Source organism: Acidisarcina sp., assembly GCA_035539175.1.
Taxonomy (GTDB): Bacteria; Acidobacteriota; Terriglobia; order Terriglobales; family Acidobacteriaceae; genus JANXZS01.
In genome coordinates this window covers 817,880-837,860 of record DATLIY010000008.1, presented here as the reverse complement: position 1 = coordinate 837,860, position 19,981 = coordinate 817,880, and the positions used below count along the sequence as shown (strand labels likewise).

The following is a 19,981-nucleotide window of genomic DNA, read 5'->3' as shown; positions in this document are numbered from 1 at the left end:
TGCTGATCTAGCGCTTGATGCCTTAGGAAACCAGTTCCCAGGGCCGCTTTGGGCGCTGAGCCGGAGGAAGATCCCGCCCCTTCAGGCGGTCATACACATAGCGATCGCTGACCGTTCCCAAGGATTCGTTGTACAGGCTGATGCCGCCGGTAATCTGCTTCAACTCTTCCGTGAAGAGATGCACAGCGTGCAAGGCATCGGCCGTTGCGGGCACTTCTAACTTGCTCGTTTTCAGGAACTTCTGATTTCCTCGATCCAGGATCCGCGAAATTTCTCCACCTACCAGGAACCCGGGCTGTGTTGCCATCGGCTCAATATGGCCCGCGGCTTCATGCAGGATCGTCGCACAACCGTGCTTGCTCACCATCACCTTACCCGGCGCTCCCGGAACGTCTTTCACGTCAAACTGCGCGTTGCGTAAGGAGTTGAGCACTTCCTGAAAACTGGGCTGGCTGATCTTTCGAGACATGATGTTTACCCTGTATCTTCCTGCGGCCGGACGCGGATTTCATGGGGCAGATACACTATCGAAAAGATTCGCCCCAACGTTTTAACTCTCGCACATTTTCCGCATCGGCTGCAATTGGCGGCGGACACAACGGAACCACAACGGAACCTCGATTCCTACAGGACACGATCAGACACGATGAACAAGACCCTGGGTACTTCCCTGCTCGAACGCATCGGCAACACGCCGCTTCTCCCCTTGGACAAGCTCACCGCCCACCTGCCCGGCGTGCAGATTCTTGGCAAGGCGGAGTGGGCCAATCCGGGTGGCTCGGCCAAGGATCGTTCGACGGCAGCGATCGTAGCCGATGCCAGACAGCGGGGTCTGCTCCAAGCTGGTCTGCTCCGGACTGGTCTGACCCAAGCTGGTCTGACCCAAGCTGTTCTGACCCGGGACGATGGACTCCCGGATAGCAGGCGTTTACTGGACGCAAGCAGCGGTAACGCTGGCGTCTCCTATGCCATGCTCGGTGCGGCGCTCGGATTTCCTGTCACCCTCTGCATGCCGGAGAGCATCTCGCCCGAGCAGAAAAGGAGTGTCGCTGCGTACGGGGCCGAAGCGATCTACACCCCCTCCGAACTGGGGCTGGATGGAGCCATCCTGAAGGCTCGTGAGCTTGCCGGCGACGATCCCCAAAGGTTCTGCTACGTCGATCAGTTTTCGAATGACATGAACTGGCAGGCCCACTACCAGAGCACGGGAAGCGAAATCTGGGAGCAGACCGGCGGGCAAGTCACGCATTTTGTGGCCGGGCTGGGCACCAGTGGAACTTTTCTGGGGACGACCCGAAAGCTGAAGCAATACAACTCCCGGCTGGAGTGCATTGCCGTGCAGCCCGACTCCCCCAGCCACGAAATCGCAGGATTGAAGCATATATCCACCACGCTGCTGCCTGCCATTTATAGCCCGTATCTCGCCGATCGCACCGTGGCGGTCAGCACCGGAGAGGCACGGGAGATGACGCGGCGCCTGGCACGCGAGATGGGGTTGCTGGTGGGCATCTCCGGGGGCGCTGTCGTCGCCGCCAGCCTGAGAATTGCGGAAGAAGCTTTTCGAGATGCGGAGCGCGCCGGGAAGGAACTGGTAATCGTCGCTCTGCTTTGCGATGGCGGAGACCGCTACCTCAGCTCTCTCTAACAGGCGGTCCTTCAGCGAGGGATCCGGCCCGGCAGCAGCCTCTCACTGCGATCCATTGCGGAACTCAAATCGCGAAAGTATACTCCCGGTTGCCGGGTACAGATGTTGTGGTCATGCCCGGCAGGAGATCCCCGGCCCCATGGACCTGATCCTGATTCGTGTTGTCTTGCTGCTGCTGTTCTCCGTTGCCTGTTATCTCCTTCGCCCATTCGGGCTGACCTCGTGGGCCGCGGCCGGGCTGGGCGCGGTGGCCGCCGGAGTGGTGATCGTCTTTGAGCTGCGCGTGCGCGCCGTCAGCCTGAAGCGCTTGATCGGCGCAATCATCGGCAGCACCCTGGGAATCTTCGGCGCCTTCCTCTTCAGCCTCGTTCTGCGCGACAGCCTGCCCTCCGGAGGAACACTGAGCGCGCTGCAGATTTTCGTGCTCCTGCTGATGTCCTATGTGGGCCTGGTGGTCGGCACCAGCAAGGGCGACCTGCTCAACCTCGCCGCCCTCGGCGATCTCTTTGCCGGAGAGCGGGCGACACGCCGCAGCATGAAGATCCTCGACACCAGCTCCATCATCGATGGACGCATCGCGGACATTGCAGAGACAGGTTTTCTGGAAGGCACGCTGGTGATTCCCGAATTCGTGCTGCGTGAGCTTCAGATGGTAGCCGATTCGTCCGACTCATCGCGGCGGCAGCGGGGACGACGCGGCCTTGATGTACTCCAACGCATGCAGGCCAACTCCCTGCTGACCATTCAGATTGTCGAACAGGATTTTCCCGCCATCCGCGAAGTAGATCTGAAGCTGATAGAGTTGGCCAGACAATTTGACGCAAAGATAGTTACAAATGACTTCAACCTCAACAAGGTCGCGCATGTGCGCCAGGTGCAGGTGCTGAACATCAACGACCTGGCCAACTCTCTCAAGCCGGTCGTGCTTCCCGGCGAAAAGATGCATGTCGTCATCCTGAAGGAAGGGAAGGAAGCTACGCAGGGAGTTGGTTATCTGGATGACGGCACCATGGTGGTCGTCGATCACGCGCGCCGCATGATTGGCCGCTCGATCGAAATCACCGTGACTTCAGTGCTGCAGACCGCCTCCGGCAAGATGATCTTCGGCAAGTTCGACGAAACCATCCCGCGTCCCGACCCCTTGCGCGAAATACCGGCAAGGATGGAGCCCTAGTCTCTCCATTACGGAGCCCTAGTCTCTCCATCCTTACACCGCGGCTCCCGCGCTTACCAGGGGAGTGGTTTACCCATATGGAAAAAGCCCCCCGTCGGACCGTCATCCGGCAGCGTTGCCAGCATAACGGCGGTCTTTGCGCCCTCCGATATGGATAGAGGGGCATCCTTCCCACCCATGTCGGTTTGCACCCATCCGGGATGCGCTGCGTTCACCTTGACCTTCGTCTCCTTCAGTTGCGCCGCCGCCACAACCGTAAGCATGTTGAGCGCGGCCTTGGAGGAGCAGTAGCCTGGAGTCGAAAAGTCTCCGCCCTCGCCCTGCGAGATCGTTGCCAGTGAGCCAAGGACGCTGGATTGGTTGACGATTCTCCCCCCCTGGGCTGGCCTTCAAAAGCGGCAGCAGGACACGCGTTATTTCAAATGGGCCAATAACATTCGCCTCATATGTGCGGCGAAGAGTGTTCCCAGTTACTTCGCCTTCGAAGTCATAACTCACGCCGGCATTGTTGACCAGAATATCGAGACGGCCAAATTTCTCCTTGAAAAAAGCCGGAAGCGCGGCGATGTCTTCCGCGCTGGTGACATCCAGTTGGACAGGATGCACATTCAGCCCCTTTGCCCGCAGTTTCTCCGCAGCCTCACGCGCTTTCCCCAGCGTGCGCGCACCGAGCACCACGGTGATTCCCTGTTCCGCGAGCTGCTGCGCAATCTCCAGCCCAATGCCTTTGTTCGCACCGGTAACGAGTGCCACTCTCTGTTCGCTCATAGCTGTAATAGTCGCACGAGGCAGCGGTTCCACGCACGACGCTGAGATATTACGAATCTCTTACAGCCCCTCCGCCGCACCATGCGCTACCTTGGGGTTAGGGAAGAACTTCTCCCGGATACCGCGCATGACAAACATGGTTGCACCGACCGAAGAACGCGCCACCGAGGAACGCATCGAAGCTCAGCGGCGGCTCGATCTTACCGAGCTGAAGCAGCGGAGAGATGGCAGCTTCAACTGGTTCTTCGCCATTGCCATCGCCATCTTCCACCTCGGCGCCCTCGCAGCATTCTTCACCTTCCGGTGGTCGTCGCTGGTGGTCTTTGCCGCGATGTGGATCTTTGCCCAGAACATCGGCATCGCCATTGGCTACCATCGCCTGCTCACCCACCGCGGCTACACTACGCCGAAGTGGCTGGAATATTGCATCGCGGTCTGCGGCACCATGGCGCTGCAGGGTGGACCGATCTATTGGGTTGCGGTGCATCGCCTGCACCATCAGCTCACTGACCGCCCCGGCGATCCCCACTCTCCGCGCGACGGCACATGGTGGTCCCATATCGGCTGGATCCTTCACGGAAGCCTGCACAACGAAACAGCGGTGCTGTCAAAGTATGCTCCCGATCTGGCTCGCGACCCCTTCTACAACTGGTTGAGCCGCTATAACTGGCTGCCTGTAACGCTGGTCGGCATCGCGCTCTACCTTGCGGGAGGCTGGTCCTGGGTGTTCTGGGGAATCTTTCTGCGCGCCACGCTGGGCTTGCATGTAACGTGGCTGGTGAACTCCGCTACCCATATCTGGGGCTCGCAGCGGTTTGCCACTCGCGACGACTCGCGGAACAACTGGTGGGTTGCGCTGCTTACCGGCGGCGAAGGATGGCACAACAATCACCACGCGCACCCGGTCTCCTCGCGGCATGGGTTGGCATGGTATGAGCTGGACTTGAATTACGCCTTCATCCGGCTGTTGGCGGCCGTGGGTCTGGCGCATAAGGTAAAGACGGCGCGTGTGGACGGCAGTTCCGCGATCCAGTATTAAGCCTCATTAAGCCGCGACGCCAAATACTCGACTGCTCCCAAATATTTTGACTGCATCAAGTCTCTCCGTATCCTGCACAAAATGAAGGATGCAAAGCTGCACGCTGCTCCACCATACGGAGGCCGCAGCAGGAAATGTGCCGCGAGTGACTAAAGTCGCTGCTGCACAGCGCGACAACTTCTAGTTTCATAGCAAGGAGTTTCGCTATGAACCCACTTGCTACCACCACGGTCCGAGAGATCGCCCTCGAGGAACCCTCTTCCATCCGCGTATTCGAGCACTTTGGCATCGACTACTGCTGCGGTGGCCGCGTCCCGCTGGCAAACGCCTGTGCGGAACTTCAACTTCCCCTGGAAGACGTTCTGAAGCAGCTTGACGAGTCACGAGGCCAGCAACCTGCCGACAATCCCTCGCGCTGGCAAACGGCTCCCCTGGCAGAATTGACGGAGTACATCGTCCGCACGCATCACGAGCGGGTGAACCGGGAAACGCCGCGCATGATCGCCCTGGCAAACAAGGTGGCAGCCAAGCACGGCCCGGGAAACCCCAATCTTCTGCGCATTGAAGAACTCACTTACCAGATCGATGAAGAGATGCGCTCGCACCAGGGCAAGGAAGAGCAGGTTCTCTTCCCCTATATCCAGAAGCTGGAAGCAGCAAGCACTGGCGGGGCCGCGCCGCGAGCAGGCTTTGGCAGCATCTCCTTCCCCATCCAGATGATGCTTCGCGAGCACGACTCCGCGGGCGCGATCACAGCGGAGTTTCGCAGCCTCAGCAACGGCTATCAGACCCCGCCGGGAGCATGCCCCACGTATCACGCGCTGTTCGATGCCCTGAGAGAGTTTGAAGAAGACCTGCATCGCCACGTGCATCTGGAGAACAACATCCTGTTCCCACGCGCCATTGAGCTGGAAGCAAGCCTCCAGTCCGCGGCCAGCTGATCGCCGCATAATTTGCCTCATGAACAGGCCCTATCAAGTTTGCCTCGTTAACTAGACACAATCATTGTTACCTTTTGCCTGCGGACGACGATCTCCGCAGGCATTTTTCTGTTCGTAGCAAAAAAGACCCGGCGTGGAGACTGGCTCCCACGCCGGGTCTTTGGTTGCAGTGTGGAACAGCTATGCCATGATTGCCGCCAGATCCTCTTCCACGGTCGTAATCGGCATGAGGTTGAATTTCTCATGCAGAAGGTTCAGCACCGCAGGCGAAAGAAATGCGGGAAGCGTCGGCCCGATGCGGATATTGCGCACTCCCAGATTCAGGAGCGTCAGCAGAATGGCGACGGCCTTCTGTTCATACCAGGAGAGCACCAGCGACAGCGGCAGATCATTCACTCCGCAATCGAATGCCTTAGCCAGTGCCAGCGCCACCTGCAATGCCGAGTAGGTATCGTTGCACTGACCCATGTCGAGCAGGCGCGGAATACCACCGATTTCGCCGAACTCCAGCTTGTTGAAGCGGTACTTGCCGCAGGCCAGCGTCAGGATCACGCAGTCCTTGGGAAGCGATTCTGCCAGGTCGGTGTAGTAGCTGCGGCCGGAGCGTGCACCGTCGCAACCACCGATGAGGAAGAAGCGCTTGATCGCTCCCGCCTTCACTGCTTCCACTACCCTGTCCGCCACGCCAAGTACCGCGTTGTGCGCAAAGCCGGTCAAGATCTCCTGATCCGGGCCATCCTCGGCAAAGCCGGGAGCGCGCAGGGCCGCCGCAATCACCGGGCTGAAGTCGCGGTTGGAAATGTGCTCCACCCCAGGCCATGCAACCGCGCCAGCAGTAAAGATGCGCTGCAGATAGCTGGACTTTGGAAGCTGAATGCAGTTCGAAGTCATCAGGATTGCACCGGGGAAGGAGTCAAAGTCGTCTGCCTGATCCACCCATGCTCCGCCGTAGTTGCCGGCCAGATGCTCATAGGCTTTGAGCTTCGGATAGCCATGCGCCGGAAGCATCTCCCCATGCGTGTAGATGTTGATGCCGAGCCCCTTCGTCTGCTCCAGCAGCGCCCATAAGTCGCCGAGGTCGTGCCCGGAGACGAGAATCGCCTTACCCTTTTTGGGGTGAATTCGCACCTTGGAGGGTTGCGGATGTCCGAAGGTTTCTGTGTGGACCTTATCGAGCAGTTCCATCACGCGATAGTTCAGTTCGCCGACGCGAAGAGCCGTGCCCAGCAACTGATCCGCGGTCGAAGAGTGTGTGAGCGAGTCGAGGATTGCGTGGATGTCGGCATAGATGGCCGGGTCGTCTCCGCCAAGAGCATGCGCGTGAACGGCATATGCGGCAACACCCTTGATGCCGTACAGGGCTAACTCCTGCAGATTGGCGAGCTCCCTGGTTTCGGTAAGAAAGCGGACCGGCAGCAACGTCTCCTGCCCTTGTGCCAGCAGGCCCTCCAGGGTGGAAGCAGGTTGCCACACCGCAGGCCCCTGCAGCGCCTCGGCTGCAATGCCCTTCTCAGCGCAGGCTTGTTCATAGAGCGCGCGTGCCTGCTGCCGTACCGCTACTGCTTGATGAATGAGCTCCATCAGCCGCTCGGGATCGAAGTTGACATTGGTCAGCGTCGCGAAGATGGCGTCAATCGTGAAGGCATCCACCTCCGGATCAGCCACTCCCTGCTGCTTCCCTCGATAGGCATACATCGAAATGCCCTTTACCGTGTGGATCAGAAGATCCTGAAGAATTGCAGTTGTTTCATCTTTTCCGCAAACGCCTAAAGTCTGGCAGCCCTCGCCCTTTGAGGTTTGTTCGCACTGGTAGCAAAACATAAATCCACATCCCTTCTTGGTCCCCGGCTAAAGCCAGGTGCTCCCGTGTGCAAGAGCATAACCAGCGAATCAGCAAGCAGCAGCGACTTAAGTCACAGGTCGCGCACGCCGCACCCGCAAGACAGCAGGCACGTCATAATGGAAGCAGCCCCCTGTTGTCAGCAGCAGGTATCCGGCGGCAGAGGGGACTGTTTTTTTGAGTAAGGGATGCGCGTGAAGGAAACCCGGAGGCTGGCGGCAGCGCAGTCTTTCGATGTGATTGTGCTGGGGGCAGGCGCCGCGGGATTGATGTGCGCCCTCGAAGCAGGCAGGCGCGGCAGGCGCGTGGCGCTGCTGGAACGCGCCGATCGCCCAGGCAAAAAGATCCTCATCTCTGGCGGGGGCCGCTGCAACTTCACCAACATCCATTGCCAGCCGGAGAATTTTCTCTCCGCGAATCCCCACTTCGCCAAGTCCGCGCTGGCCTTGTACACGCCCGGCGATTTTCTGGATCTGGTGACGAAGCATCGCATTCCCTTTCATGAAAAAACCCTGGGTCAGCTCTTCTGCGATCGCTCCGCTACAGAGATCGTGGACATGCTGCTGCGGGAGTGTGAGGCATCCGGAGTCACCATGTTTCTCCAGACTCACGTGACCGAAATATCGCGGCCCGATGTGTTTTCAGTGCGCACCAGCATTGGAGAAGTGCGCGCACCTGCACTGGTGATCGCCACCGGAGGGCTCTCCATTCCGAAGATGGGCGCAACCGCCTTTGGATATGAGATTGCGCGGCAGTTTGGCCTTGCGATACGCGAATGCCGCCCGGCGCTGGTGCCGTTAACGCTGCATGGCGGCGATAAAGATGCGCTCTGCGATCTGTCCGGGGTGTCCACGGAGGTGCTGGCGTCCTTTGGCCGGGCCCGATTCCGGGAAAAGATGCTGATTACGCACCGCGGCTTCAGCGGACCTGCAATTCTGCAGATTTCCAGCTACTGGGACCGGCGCTCGCCCATCACCCTCGATCTCGCACCGGGGAAGGACCTGACCACGCCGCTGCGATCCATCGCCCATCGCGACGCTGCCAGTGCCCGGTCCGCATTACGCGCTGCTTTGCCTGCCCGGCTGGCAGACCGGCTCCTCGAAATGGACCCTCCGGCGGGCTGGACCAATCACGCGCTTATGGACTATGAAAAGCACCTGCACGCGTGGCCCATTACTCCCGCGGGAACCGAGGGCTACGATAAGGCCGAAGTTACCGCCGGCGGAGTGGATACCGGGGAGCTTTCCGCACGTACGATGGAGAGCCGTCGCGTGCCGGGCCTGTTTTTTATCGGCGAGGTTGTGGACGTAACCGGCCACCTGGGAGGCTTCAATTTCCAATGGGCATGGGCCTCCGGCGCGGCAGCGGGCCGGGCGGTTTAGGACCTGATTTTCATCCGCGCATAAGGATTTGTACCCGGAATTGCTCCAGCCGATCCATCCGGGGCGATTAGAATAGAGAAGCACTGAAATAAAAAGACTATGACATCCAATATCAAGACATCTCTGACTTCGGCTGTGGATACGGCCTCTCGTGAAGCCGGACTGGTAGTTCTCGCAGCCGAGGCCGGTACAGATTTCAACAACAGGCCGACGGCGCGTTTTCGCCTGGCCCTCACCCCGGATGCGACGGCGGACCACACGCTTGAGCTGGAGTTGAGCGACGCCTTCGACTTCAACAAGCCCGAGCTGCTGCCCGTGATGACCGCGCACCTGAGCGGAGCGGCAAAGCGGTTGCGCAATCCCCGCCCCGACGCCTACGTGACCCTCGCCGGGCTGCCCATCACCTTTACGGAGTTCCGCTGGCCCTTCCATCTCTCGACCTCCGGCGCGGATACCTACATCGTCCACGGCGTAGTTCGTCTGGAAGACGGCACAGGAACGCCGTTGCATGCCAAGATCTCCGCCAGCATGACCGTGACCTTTGCCGAGATCGTTCCAGCGCCCGAGCAACCATACGCTGAGACGTTTATCTACAACGCCGTGCGCAAGACCTTCGATCAGGGGCAACTGGAACTGGTGAAGAGCGGCAATCGCCAGCCGGTACCGGTAACCACTCGCTACTACAGCCGCTGGCAAAAGAAGTTTTTCTTTACCGACACGGATGACCAGAGCCGTCACGAGTTTCTGGCATCGAAGATTTACTGGCTATCCGGCGTTCTGGGCGGGGGACAACCGGTCTGGATCGCCGACCCGCGCGATGCTCAATACCTGAACACCACGACCGAGGATCTGCAGAAGATAGCGGCGCAGGGAGCGGCTGCAGGCTTTCTGCAATTGACGCCGGAAGGCGACTTTGCCGCGGCAACTCCCAAGCTGATGGAGAGGGCCGAAGAGTTCCACGATCGCATGGAGAAGGCACTCGCAATCACCAAACCGGAGTTCAATGAAGAGATGCGCCACGGCCACACAAATATGTAGTCCGGCGCCTCATCCAGCACAAAAGCAAAATGCCCTCTCTTCCGCGCGGAAGAGAGGGCATTTTCTCGTATGGGGGCAACTGCTTCTGGTTATAAAAAAACGATGGGCTATAGATGAAACGATAGATGGTGACCGGAAGAGGCCGCCGCGGTTTGCGCGTCTGAGTTGTCGCGATGCATGGAGGGCGCTGGCTTGCCACCCCACTCCGATGCCGCCCATTCTTTCGCAACCAGTTTGCCACCGCTGCGCGAAAAGGTGATTTGGCGCTTCCGGTCTTCGGGGCTGAACGTCACCACCACATTGCCGCCGCTCTGCGTCCAGTGGGCGTAGTAGGTGGTAACCACCGGGCTGGTGTAGCTCTGCGAGACCGTTGCTTTCCCCTTTGGTTCAAGGCTGATGGAGAACAGGGGTGCCGGCGCTGCCGGAGGAGTCCGCTTCATGCCGCCCGCGACCAAGCTGTTCCCTGGGGCACTCTTCACTTCTTTGGAGGTCTTCTGGTCGACCTTCTGAGCCTCCTCTGTGGTGTAGATGGCCGTGCCGCTGGAAGCGTATGCCAAGGGAGCCAGGGATGCGAACGCCAATACGGCGCAAAAGGTAAGGAGGGATCGGATATTTCTTAGAGCCATCATGGCGCTCAGGATAAATCGAAATATGGGGCTGTGAATACCACCTGCCGCCCCCACGATCGTTCGCTTCCCCACCTCGAAAGTGTTACAACCCCTCTCAGGCAGCACGGCTCTCTCCCGCATCGGATATCTCCTCGGCACCGGCACTCTTCAGAATCTCCTTCGCAAGCCTGGCCCATTCCGCGTTATCGGCGTGCACGGATACGAGAATCGCACCCGTTACGAGCCGCCGCTCATAGCGCCGGGCCTCGTGCTCGGGAAGACCAAGACCCACCAGGGCTCCGGTGATACCGCCCAGAGCGCCTCCAACACCCAGTCCGGCAAGCGCCGCCAAAATGGGGCCCGCGGCGAGAAATGGCCCCACCCCGGGGATTGCCAGGGCACCGATCCCAGCCAGCCAGCCCAGGACTCCTCCCACCACTGCTCCCGAGGCAGCGCCCGTCGCGGCCCCCTCCGGAGCTTTCGTCGTCGGCGACAGCAGGTCTCGAGAATCTCCGAGATTCTCCGGAGCAAGAATGGAGATGTCCGATTGGCGGAAGTCCGCGTCTCTGAGTGCCGCGACTGCATCCTCCACCGCCTGCCTGCTCGCGAAGATCCCAAATACCGCATGTTCCGCCATGCAAAGCCTCCCAGGATCAGCGAAAGAAACCCTCAGTGAATCCTTGGGATGTAGGAATAGTGGTGCGGGTTTGCGTTCGGAGGCAAAAGCAGTGTTTTTCTGTAGTTGCATTCCGGGAAACGGCCGTCGGCTGGAGACTACCGAATGAGGGAGATTTCCTCGATTTCAGCTCCCTCGGGTGAGAATGCTTTCGTCTCTCCCTCCGCCAGGACGCGGATCCGGTTCGATACACCTTCGTTTTTTGCGGCAGCCAGAAGGCGCTGCACCGGTTCCTCGGTTGGCTCCTCTGACAACCGAAAGGTTCCGTAATGCATGGGAACCATCCAGCGCGAGCCCAGATCCAAGAAGGCCTGGAGTGCGTCCTCCGGGTTGGTGTGCACATTGCGGAAGCTCTCCGGGTTATAAGCGCCGATCGGCAGCAGCGCGACTTGCGGTGCTAGCCGCTTCCTGATCTGTTCAAAGCCCCCGAAGTAAGCCGTATCCCCGGAGTGATACAGCGAGTGCTGCTGCGAGCGCACCACATAGCCGCCAAAGCCGCGATGGGTGTCGCGATAATAACGTGCCCCCCAGTGTTGAGCGGGAGTCATGGTCACCTGCAGATTGCCCAGCGCTTCCGTCTGCCACCACTCCAGGCGAATGACGCGCTCGAATCCCAGGTCACGAACCAGGTCGCCAACTCCCCAGGGAACAATCGCCACCGGAGCGCGCCCGCTTATTTGCCGCGAGTGCCTCACAATGCGCAGGAGAGAGGGACGATTGAGGTGGTCCATGTGGGCATGCGTGAGCAGAACCGCGTCAATTGGCGGGAGTTGCTCGATCTTCACTCCCGGCCTGCGCAAACGCCGCAAAACGACCAGCCACTGTACGAAGACCGGATCGATGAGCAGATTCTGCCCGCCCATCTGCAACAGAAAGGAAGAGTGCCCGATAAAGGTGACACCAAGCTGATCCCTATCAACCAGCACCGGGGGAATGCTCTCCCCCTCGATGCGCTGCAACGCTGAGCTTCCAGCCAGGCTGGTAAGAAAACGAAATCGCTTACTGATCTTCTTGGTGCGGGTCACGCCAACTCCTGCTCAACGCGGATACAATCCGTGCCACTCAATCCGTTCACTTCTTGGGATGCCCGGCAACCGGCTGAAGATTCAAGCGAACTGCCGATAGATTTTATCCCTGCCGCCTGATTTGGCATGCCGGGTCTGGCTAATGACGATGCCTCCTGGATTGCGGGCCCGGCGCTTCCTCCCCGGTTGAGGTCATCACCAGCTTGCCATTCTTGACTCCGCGAAGACTCAGCATGTGGTCGGCCAGGTGGCGAATCTCCTTGCTTCTGCCTTTCATCAGGATCACTTCCAGGCAGTTCTCCTCGTCCAGATGTACATGGGTTGTAGCCAGCACCGCGCCATGAGAGTGGTGCTGCATCTCCGTAAGCTTTTCGCCGAGATGCGGCAAATGATGGTTGTAGATCATCGACAGCGTGGCTACCACCATCTTGTCTTCATCGACGGCTTCCTGCACCAGGCTCTCGCGGATTAAATCGCGAATGGCCTCGGATCGATTCTTATAGCCACGTCCGGCGATCAACGCGTCAAACTGCTGAAGCAGATCCTCTTCGATGGAGACGCCTGTCCGGGTCAACTCCGCCATGGCTCAACCTCCATTGCTCCTTCTCAGGATGCTCCTGCGCTGCCTGATTCTCTGCAGCAATCTTTTCCCTGATTCTCTTTGCCTGATTCTCTGTGAGCAACTTTATCTCAGGTGGGCCGCAACCCATCGCCACACTCTACTTTTCCTGCAAAGTGTCTTTTCCGCCAATCTCACCGAATCAAGCATAAGCTGGCCACCGCAAGAGCTTTACTTTTAAGCCCGCGTTTTTTGCATGACTCAAGAAAATCAACCAACATTTGGCCGAGACACCAAGAATCAAGAGACAGGGAAGCTCGTCTCGCTACTTGTCCGAGATGGCGATCATGCAGATAAGAGGATTACTCCCGGCTGTCCGGAGCGACTCGACGATTTGGCAACATTTGACCTGCTACAAACGATGCACACATGGCATCGCTCCGTTTCAGAAAGGGATATCGTCGTCGCTGATTTCAGCCTCATATGGAAGTGCTGTTCGGCTTTCGCGTTGAGGGCGGCGAAGCACGAAGCTGTCTTCGTTTGCGCCGATCCAGTCCCAACCCCGGCCCGTGATCTTCATTCCCGTATATGGCTCGTTGCCATATTCTTCCACCAATGTCTCTTCTAAGAACTGCTTCACCGTGAGCCGTCGTAGTGCAAGGGAAATGGCGATATTTGTGAGACCCGTTTTCTCGGCATCATTTCGGACTTTCCACACGCTGAAACCGGCTTCGGGACCGTCGGCCGTGCCAGCCGCCACCGCTAGAACCGTCAACTCAATCGGACTTAGGCCACTCACCGAAGCCACTGGTTCATCGGCAATCTGCTGTAACTCTTGGCTCCGCTCAGCCGCCGCTTTCAAGCGTTCGGTTATGGCGTCACTCAATACCTTGAAATCGCTTTGTGCCTCGGTTTTGTATGGGATGATTGCTCGATGCTGAATGTCGAAGGGATACTTGCCGGTTCGTTCATTTGAGCAAACCATGACGACGGGACGGTTCGCAGCGAAGGAGAAGCCGAGTTCGTACCAGACGTTCGGGTTGTCGGTAGTGATGTCGGCCAAACACACCGCCGCCGAACGGATACCGTCCTCAATCGAGGCAATCAGCACATCAGCCCGTGCGTCCTCGTCTACCCTGTACGGCTCTAACCCAGCCGCGACAATGGCTGGAACAAAGGTCTCTTTATATCGCTTGTCGAACTTCCCAGCTGAATCAAACGGCTGAATTACAAAACATGTCGGCATGGAGGCTGCTCTCGCAAATCAGTGTACATGCTCCACTTGCCCCGCGACTGTCGGCTGACCCCGTTTACAATAACAGGCCAATTCACTCATTGAGATTCATCTGTCACAACAAAAAAAGGCCGCGGTGCCAGCTTATGGGACATCGCGAAGATAGATTGCTGGGATTGAAAGATAGACGGAATAGAACTGCTCTAAACTGCTCTAATCTACCGTTCCACAGCCATAGATCCGTTTGCTGCTTTGCAAGCCGGATCACGAGACCTCCAGCGGCAAGCTTCCGCGTCCTGAGACACGATGCTCCATCTGACCTTTCATCCCGCAGCAATTGCCGGCACCGTTGTGTTCCTCGTGAGCTATCTTGTCTTCGCCTTTGGCCACATTCCAAGGACGGGCATCGGCCGGACAGCAATGGCAATCATCAGCGGAACGCTGATGGTGATGCTTGGCGTCTTGACCCCGAGGCAGGCGCTCGATGCCATCAACTTCCCCACCCTCCTTCTGCTACTGGGAATGATGCTGCTGGCTGGCGGTCTGGACGAGGCGGGATTCTTCTCCTGGCTCACGGACCACACCCTGGCACATCTGCCGCCACGCTATCTGCTGCCCGCTGTCATTCTGACCAGCGGAGTGCTCTCAGCTCTGCTGGTCAACGATGTGGTCTGCGTGATCCTTACGCCGCTGGTGCTGGAGGTGACACGACGCATGCGCCGTCTTCCGCTGCCGCATCTGCTTGCACTGGCAACCGCCTCAAACATTGGCAGCGTCGCAACCATCACCGGCAATCCGCAGAACATTCTCATCGGCTCCGTCTCTCACATCTCTTACATTGAATTTCTGCTGAAGCTTGGGCCGATTGCCCTGCTGGGGCTAGCCGCGGATTACGCAATCCTCGCATGGCTCTTTCGCAACGCGCTGCACGTCGAGGCCAAATCCGCCGCAACGCCTGCGGACGGCGTAAAGCAGGAGCCCAGCTTTCGCGCCATGGTGTGGCCGCTGATCATCCTGTTGCTGGTGTCGATTGCGTTTCTTTCCGGCATGGACCCGGCGATGAGCGCCATCGCCGGGGCATGCCTGCTCCTGGTCAGCAGGCACAGGGATGCGCGTTTCCTTCTGGCTCACGTTGACGTCTCGCTGCTGGTCTTCTTTGTCGGCTTGTTTATCGTACTGGCAGGCGGCGAGGCGGCAGGGGTGAACGAAAAGCTGCTGCTGTGGGCAGAGCACCTCAATCTGAAAAATACGGTGGTCTTTATCGGCGTGACCACACTTCTGTCCAATCTCGTCAGCAATGTTCCCGCCGTGCTGCTGCTTAAGCCCGTCGTTCTTCACCAGGGCGGAACGCATGCCGGCTGGCTGCTATTGGCGATGGCCAGCACGCTCGCAGGAAACCTCACCATCACCGGATCGGTTGCGAACATCATCGTCGTCCAGATCGCACGTCGCGAGGCCAGGGTCAGCTTCTGGCAGTATCTTCGCGTCGGCTTGCCGATTACGCTTGTGACGCTCTGCATAGGCTGGGCCTGGCTGCATTGGCTCGACCAATAAATTGGGCCGGGAAGAAGTTGGAAGAAGGGGCTTTTGCAGGCTATTCCAGGCACGCACTTTCTCTTTTCCTTCGTGTTTCCCGAAATGGAACTGAGAGATTTCGACCCCAGCATTTTCTTGGCGCGTCTACCTGGTTCCGGGTAGGATGTTGGCTGTCGTTCATCAAATATTCACAAAGCCGTTCCGGAGTTATCCAACCCTCTCCCTGCCTCCGAGCGGACGCTAAATTTTCTCTTGCGGAACTCGGAGGACTGTGACATAAATTCGCCCCCTGAACCTGTGGAAAAAAATGTGAATATCGGGAGTCGGCCGACGCTCCAAAAAAATCGCGCCGCGAAAATCACTGCGCAATTTCCCAGATGGGCGCTGTTAACTTAATTGTTATCAGGAGCTTTAGCGCGTCCTGCCACAATTTTCAGTGCAGGAGCCCGCGCTTTTTTCCACAGGGTGCATAACTTGCGCTTTCCACAGATTCAGGTTACGGGCAAGTGAACCCATCATCCCAACATCAATGATTTTTGTAAGAATTTTCCCGGCTAGCGGGAGGGTTCTTCGCCCAGCTTGAGCACCGCCAGGAAGGCTTCCTGCGGGATATCGACTTTGCCCACCCGCTTCATCCGCTTCTTGCCTTCTTTCTGCTTCTCCAGCAGCTTCCTTTTGCGCGAAATATCTCCACCGTAGCACTTGGCAATCACGTTCTTCCTCAGTGCGGCGACGGTTTCGCGAGCCACAATCTTGGAGCCGATAGCCGCCTGGATGGCTACCTCAAACTGCTGGCGGGGGATGAGTTCGCGCATCTTGGAGACCAGGGCGCGGCCGCGCTCGTAGGCGAAGTCCTTGTGCACAATGATGGAAAGCGCATCCACGGGCTCCCCGGAGACGAGGATTTCGAGCTTCACCATCGGCGACTCCCACATCCCGGCAAGCTGATAGTCCAGCGAGGCATATCCACGGGAGACGGACTTCAGGCGGTCGTAGAAGTCGAGCACGATCTCATTCAGCGGCAGCTCGTAGGTCAGCATCACCCGCGTCGGCGTCACGTATTCGAAGTTCTTCTGGCGGCCGCGCTTCTCTTCCACCAGCTTGAGGATGCCGCCGACATACTCCTCGTTGGTGAGGATCGTGGCATTGATGACCGGCTCCTCGATCTTTTCAATATTGCTCGGATCGGGCCAGCGGGAGGGGTTATCCACCTCAACGACGGAGCCATCGGTGAGCGTGATCTTGTAGCGCACACCGGGAGCCGTCGTGATGAGATCGAGCTGATACTCCCGCTCCAGACGCTCCTGAATGATCTCCATGTGCAGCAGCCCAAGGAACCCGCAGCGAAAGCCAAAGCCAAGGGCAACCGAGCTCTCCGGCTCGAAGAAGAAGGAGGAGTCGTTGAGCCGGAGCTTTTCGAGAGCATCGCGCAACAGCGTGTGCTCATGCGAATCCACTGTATAGATGCCGGCGAAGACCATCGACTTGATGTCCTCAAAGCCGGGCAGAGCCGAGGCGCAGGGGCGCCCATCTTCCGTGACGGTGTCGCCGATCTTCGTATCCGCGACATTCTTGATATTGGCGACAAAGAATCCAACCTCACCCGCAGTCAGTTCGCCAATCTCCACCGGCTTGGGCGTGAGCACACCCAGAGATTCGACATCGAAGGTCTTGCCGTTCGACATCAGGCGAATTCTCGTGCCCTTCTTCAGCCTTCCATTGATGATTCGCGTCAGCACGATAACGCCGCGATAGGAATCGAACCATGAGTCAAAGATAAGCGCCTGCAGCGGTGCCTCGGGATCGCCCGAGGGAGGAGGCAGGCGATTCACAATGGCCTCCAGCACCTCCGGCACGCCCAGGCCCGTCTTGGCGCTGACCGGGATCGCATCGGTTGCATCCAGGCCGACGGCGGACTCGATCATCTCCTGCGTGCGCACGACATCGGCGCTGGGCAGGTCAATCTTGTTGATCACCGGGATCATATCGAGCCCGTTATTAATGGCGAGGTGCGCGTTGGCAAGCGTCTGCGCCTCAACGCCCTGCGAGGCGTCCACCACCAGCAGAGCACCCTCGCACGAGGCCAGGGACCGCGATACTTCATAGGAGAAGTCCACGTGGCCGGGAGTGTCGATCAGGTTGAGCTGATAAATTTCGCCATTGCGCGCGTGATACATCATGCGCACTGCGTGGGCCTTAATGGTGATGCCGCGTTCGCGCTCCAGGTCCATGGCGTCCAGCACCTGGGCCTGCATTTCGCGCGCAGTCAGGGAGCCGGTCAGCTCCAGCAGCCGGTCCGACAGGGTCGATTTACCGTGGTCGATGTGCGCGATGATCGCGAAGTTACGAATATTTCGAATGTTCATTGAGAGATGCCGGGTGGAGAGTGAGGCACACTACGGTACCGACGCAGCGCACAAACTTCCTCAACTTCTGATCTTATCATCGGTCCGCAGCCCCTTCGCGCAATACAATGGTGACGGGTACCGACGCATTTCGCATGGCTGTTTCCAATTTATCCATAGCTGCTTCGTGCATCGCTCTAGTGCTGCTCACCGGGTGTGATCCACAGCCGGCGACTTCGCCTGCCGGGAAGTCGCCACAGGCAACTGCGCCCACGCTGCCCCGCCAGAACGTGCAACTTACGCAGTCTCCTCAGCTCACTCCTACCCCTGCAACGACGCCGGCTCCAGCCAACCGAAGTCAGCAGCAGCTCATCGACCAGGTGGAACAGGCCTATGCCAGCGGCGTTTCCAATTACCGCAACGGACGTTTGAGCGAAGCCAAGAGAGACTTTGACCGCGCCGTGGACATGATGCTGGCGAGCGGAATCGATCTGAAGAGTGATCCGCAGCTCAGCGATGAGTTCGAGCATATTGTCGATGCCGTGAACACGCTGGAGATGGAAGCGTTAAAGCAAGGCAATGGCTTTGCCCCCAAGGTGGAGCCCGCGCCCGTCGATATCGCGAACGATGTCACCTTCCCCGTCGATCCCAACCTCAAGGCGCAGGCCATTGCGGAGTTGAAGACAACGCAATCCGATTTGCCGCTGGTCATCAACGACTACGTCGCCAGCCAGATCAGTTTTTTTTCGACCAAGGGCCACGGAACGCTAATGCGCTCCCTGCAACGCGCTGGGCGTTACAAGCCGATGATCCAGAAGATCCTGGCCGAAGAAGGAGTACCGCAGGATCTTATCTATCAGGCCGTCGCGGAATCGGGCTTTCAGCCACAGGTTGTCAACGGACGCTCCGGCGCAGCAGGCATGTGGCAATTCATGCCCTATGGCACCTATGGGCTGACGCGCAATGGCTGGTATGACGAGCGCTTCGATCCGGAGAAATCCACTCGCGCCTACGCGCGGTATATGAAGCAGATCTACAACCAGCTTGGCGACTGGTACCTCGCCATGGCTGGTTATGACTGGGGTCCGGGCAACGTGCAGCGCGCCGTGCAGCGCACCGGCTATGCCGACTTCTGGGAACTGTATCGCCGCAACGCACTGCCGCAGGAGACGAAGAACTATGTCCCCGTCATTCTGGCTGCGGCCATCATGGCGAAGAATCCCGGGCAGTACGGCCTGGAGGGTGTCGCTCTCGATTCGGCAACGGATCCGGACACCGTCACGACGAACTCCAGCATCGACCTCCGCCTGGTAGCGGATGTGACCGAAGTACCGGTGCAGGAGATTGTGGCGCTGAACCCGAGCCTGCTGCGCATGAGCACGCCTCCGGATACGAGCTTCGACCTGCACCTGCCGGCCGGCAAGAAAGATCTTTTCGAAAAGAGGATTGCCGAGATTCCGGAAGACAAGAGGCGAAGCTGGCGCTACCACAAGCTTGCGCCGGGTGAGTCGCTCGACGAAGTGGCAAGAAACTTCCACGTGAGCGCCTCCGACATCGCGTTTGTGAATCAACTGCCGTCGGGAGAGGACCTCTCGCAGACAGATGCACTGGTTATTCCTGTGGCACCTGCTGTATCGACGTATTCCTCTGCGCGCGCCACTACCTATGTTGTGCGCCGCGGAGACACGCTGGTCTCTGTTGCCGACCGCTTCGGGGTGTCCATCGATCAGTTGCGGCGCTGGAATCATCTGAAGACGGCTCGCGTTTCCTCGGGCCGCAGACTGTTTGTAGCCGAACCTGCGCATGTTGTCCGGACAAGCTCGCACACGCGTGGATCGCGGGTGCAAGCAGCCTCGGGCAGCAGCAGCCGTACACACTCCTCGAGTCATTCGCGCAGCCTTGCGAAGCATTCGTCGAGTGGGCACAGCGCCGCAGCGCACTCCGCTTCCGCCAGCAAAAAGACGTCGGCCAAGGCGTCCACAGCGGTGGCGAAACACTCCTCGGCCAGCAAGTCTTCCTCATCTACAAATTCAAAACGGAAGAAGAGACACTGAGAATCGCAACGTTGATCTCACTTCGTGCTTGCGTTCATTCGCATACCGTTGCATGCTGTTGCTATAATCCGCGCGGCAGGCTACTGCGCGCAAAGAGTTCCGCTGTGCAGGGAAATC

General features: G+C 58.7%; 17 protein-coding genes. 8 read left to right on the top strand and 9 right to left on the bottom strand.

Going from position 1 to position 19,981, the window contains the following annotated elements; all coding sequences use genetic code 11:
• Positions 1–22 precede the first annotated feature (22 nt).
• A complete protein-coding gene (locus tag VM554_11580) occupies positions 23–469 on the bottom strand; it encodes a hypothetical protein (protein HVJ09017.1) in 447 nt (148 codons plus the stop codon).
• A 177-nt stretch (positions 470–646) separates the two neighbouring features.
• Between VM554_11580 and VM554_11575 the strand changes: the two genes are divergently transcribed.
• Together VM554_11575 and VM554_11570 are read left to right on the top strand one after the other, a co-directional pair.
• A complete protein-coding gene (locus VM554_11575; GenBank protein ID HVJ09016.1) occupies positions 647–1,645 on the top strand; it encodes a PLP-dependent cysteine synthase family protein in 999 nt (332 codons plus the stop codon).
• A 139-nt stretch (positions 1,646–1,784) separates the two neighbouring features.
• Positions 1,785–2,819 carry a PIN domain-containing protein gene (locus tag VM554_11570; protein ID HVJ09015.1) on the top strand — a complete coding sequence of 345 codons (1,035 nt, stop codon included), beginning with the start codon at positions 1,785–1,787 and terminating at the stop codon, positions 2,817–2,819.
• A 102-nt stretch (positions 2,820–2,921) separates the two neighbouring features.
• Here VM554_11570 and VM554_11565 read toward each other — a convergent pair whose 3' ends face one another.
• Entirely contained in the window at positions 2,922–3,587 is a 666-nt protein-coding gene (locus tag VM554_11565) for an SDR family NAD(P)-dependent oxidoreductase (GenBank protein HVJ09014.1), read from the bottom strand.
• Between the two features lie 127 nt (positions 3,588–3,714).
• Here VM554_11565 and VM554_11560 point away from each other — a divergent pair, with 127 nt between their 5' ends.
• Both VM554_11560 and ric read left to right on the top strand, forming a co-directional pair.
• A complete protein-coding gene (locus VM554_11560) occupies positions 3,715–4,626 on the top strand; it encodes a fatty acid desaturase (GenBank protein HVJ09013.1) in 912 nt (303 codons plus the stop codon).
• 206 nt (positions 4,627–4,832) lie between these two features.
• Positions 4,833–5,567: an iron-sulfur cluster repair di-iron protein gene (gene ric, locus VM554_11555; GenBank protein HVJ09012.1), complete on the top strand. Its 735-nt coding sequence runs from the start codon at positions 4,833–4,835 to the stop codon at positions 5,565–5,567.
• 180 nt (positions 5,568–5,747) lie between these two features.
• Here the strand turns inward: ric and hcp are convergent, their stop codons facing one another.
• A complete protein-coding gene (hcp, locus tag VM554_11550) occupies positions 5,748–7,388 on the bottom strand; it encodes a hydroxylamine reductase (protein HVJ09011.1) in 1,641 nt (546 codons plus the stop codon).
• 207 nt (positions 7,389–7,595) lie between these two features.
• Here hcp and VM554_11545 point away from each other — a divergent pair, with 207 nt between their 5' ends.
• The gene (locus tag VM554_11545) at positions 7,596–8,789 is read left to right on the top strand and encodes an NAD(P)/FAD-dependent oxidoreductase (GenBank protein ID HVJ09010.1); all 1,194 of its coding nucleotides are present in this window, start codon (positions 7,596–7,598) and stop codon (positions 8,787–8,789) included.
• A gap of 99 nt (positions 8,790–8,888) precedes the next feature.
• Positions 8,889–9,827: a hypothetical protein gene (locus VM554_11540; GenBank protein ID HVJ09009.1), complete on the top strand. Its 939-nt coding sequence runs from the start codon at positions 8,889–8,891 to the stop codon at positions 9,825–9,827.
• Positions 9,828–9,934: 107 nt separating this feature from the next.
• Here the strand turns inward: VM554_11540 and VM554_11535 are convergent, their stop codons facing one another.
• The 5 genes from VM554_11535 to VM554_11515 all read right to left on the bottom strand — a co-directional run bounded on the left by VM554_11535 (position 9,935) and on the right by VM554_11515 (position 13,941).
• On the bottom strand, positions 9,935–10,456 hold the full coding sequence (locus VM554_11535; GenBank protein ID HVJ09008.1) for a hypothetical protein: 522 nt from the start codon (positions 10,454–10,456) through the stop codon (positions 9,935–9,937).
• A gap of 94 nt (positions 10,457–10,550) precedes the next feature.
• Complete coding sequence (locus VM554_11530) at positions 10,551–11,072, bottom strand: quinol:electron acceptor oxidoreductase subunit ActD (GenBank protein ID HVJ09007.1); 522 nt, start codon at positions 11,070–11,072, stop codon at positions 10,551–10,553.
• A gap of 137 nt (positions 11,073–11,209) precedes the next feature.
• Complete coding sequence (locus tag VM554_11525; GenBank protein ID HVJ09006.1) at positions 11,210–12,136, bottom strand: MBL fold metallo-hydrolase; 927 nt, start codon at positions 12,134–12,136, stop codon at positions 11,210–11,212.
• A 139-nt stretch (positions 12,137–12,275) separates the two neighbouring features.
• Complete coding sequence (gene nikR, locus VM554_11520; protein ID HVJ09005.1) at positions 12,276–12,719, bottom strand: nickel-responsive transcriptional regulator NikR; 444 nt, start codon at positions 12,717–12,719, stop codon at positions 12,276–12,278.
• 421 nt (positions 12,720–13,140) lie between these two features.
• Positions 13,141–13,941: a hypothetical protein gene (locus tag VM554_11515; GenBank protein HVJ09004.1), complete on the bottom strand. Its 801-nt coding sequence runs from the start codon at positions 13,939–13,941 to the stop codon at positions 13,141–13,143.
• Between the two features lie 294 nt (positions 13,942–14,235).
• Here VM554_11515 and VM554_11510 point away from each other — a divergent pair, with 294 nt between their 5' ends.
• The gene (locus VM554_11510) at positions 14,236–15,483 is read left to right on the top strand and encodes an SLC13 family permease (protein ID HVJ09003.1); all 1,248 of its coding nucleotides are present in this window, start codon (positions 14,236–14,238) and stop codon (positions 15,481–15,483) included.
• Between the two features lie 536 nt (positions 15,484–16,019).
• On the opposite strand, the gene lepA is transcribed toward VM554_11510, so the two are convergent.
• Entirely contained in the window at positions 16,020–17,831 is a 1,812-nt protein-coding gene (gene lepA / locus VM554_11505) for a translation elongation factor 4 (protein ID HVJ09002.1), read from the bottom strand.
• Positions 17,832–17,965: 134 nt separating this feature from the next.
• On the opposite strand from lepA, the gene VM554_11500 reads away from it, so the two are divergent.
• On the top strand, positions 17,966–19,864 hold the full coding sequence (locus VM554_11500) for a transglycosylase SLT domain-containing protein (protein HVJ09001.1): 1,899 nt from the start codon (positions 17,966–17,968) through the stop codon (positions 19,862–19,864).
• Positions 19,865–19,981: the final 117 nt, after the last annotated feature.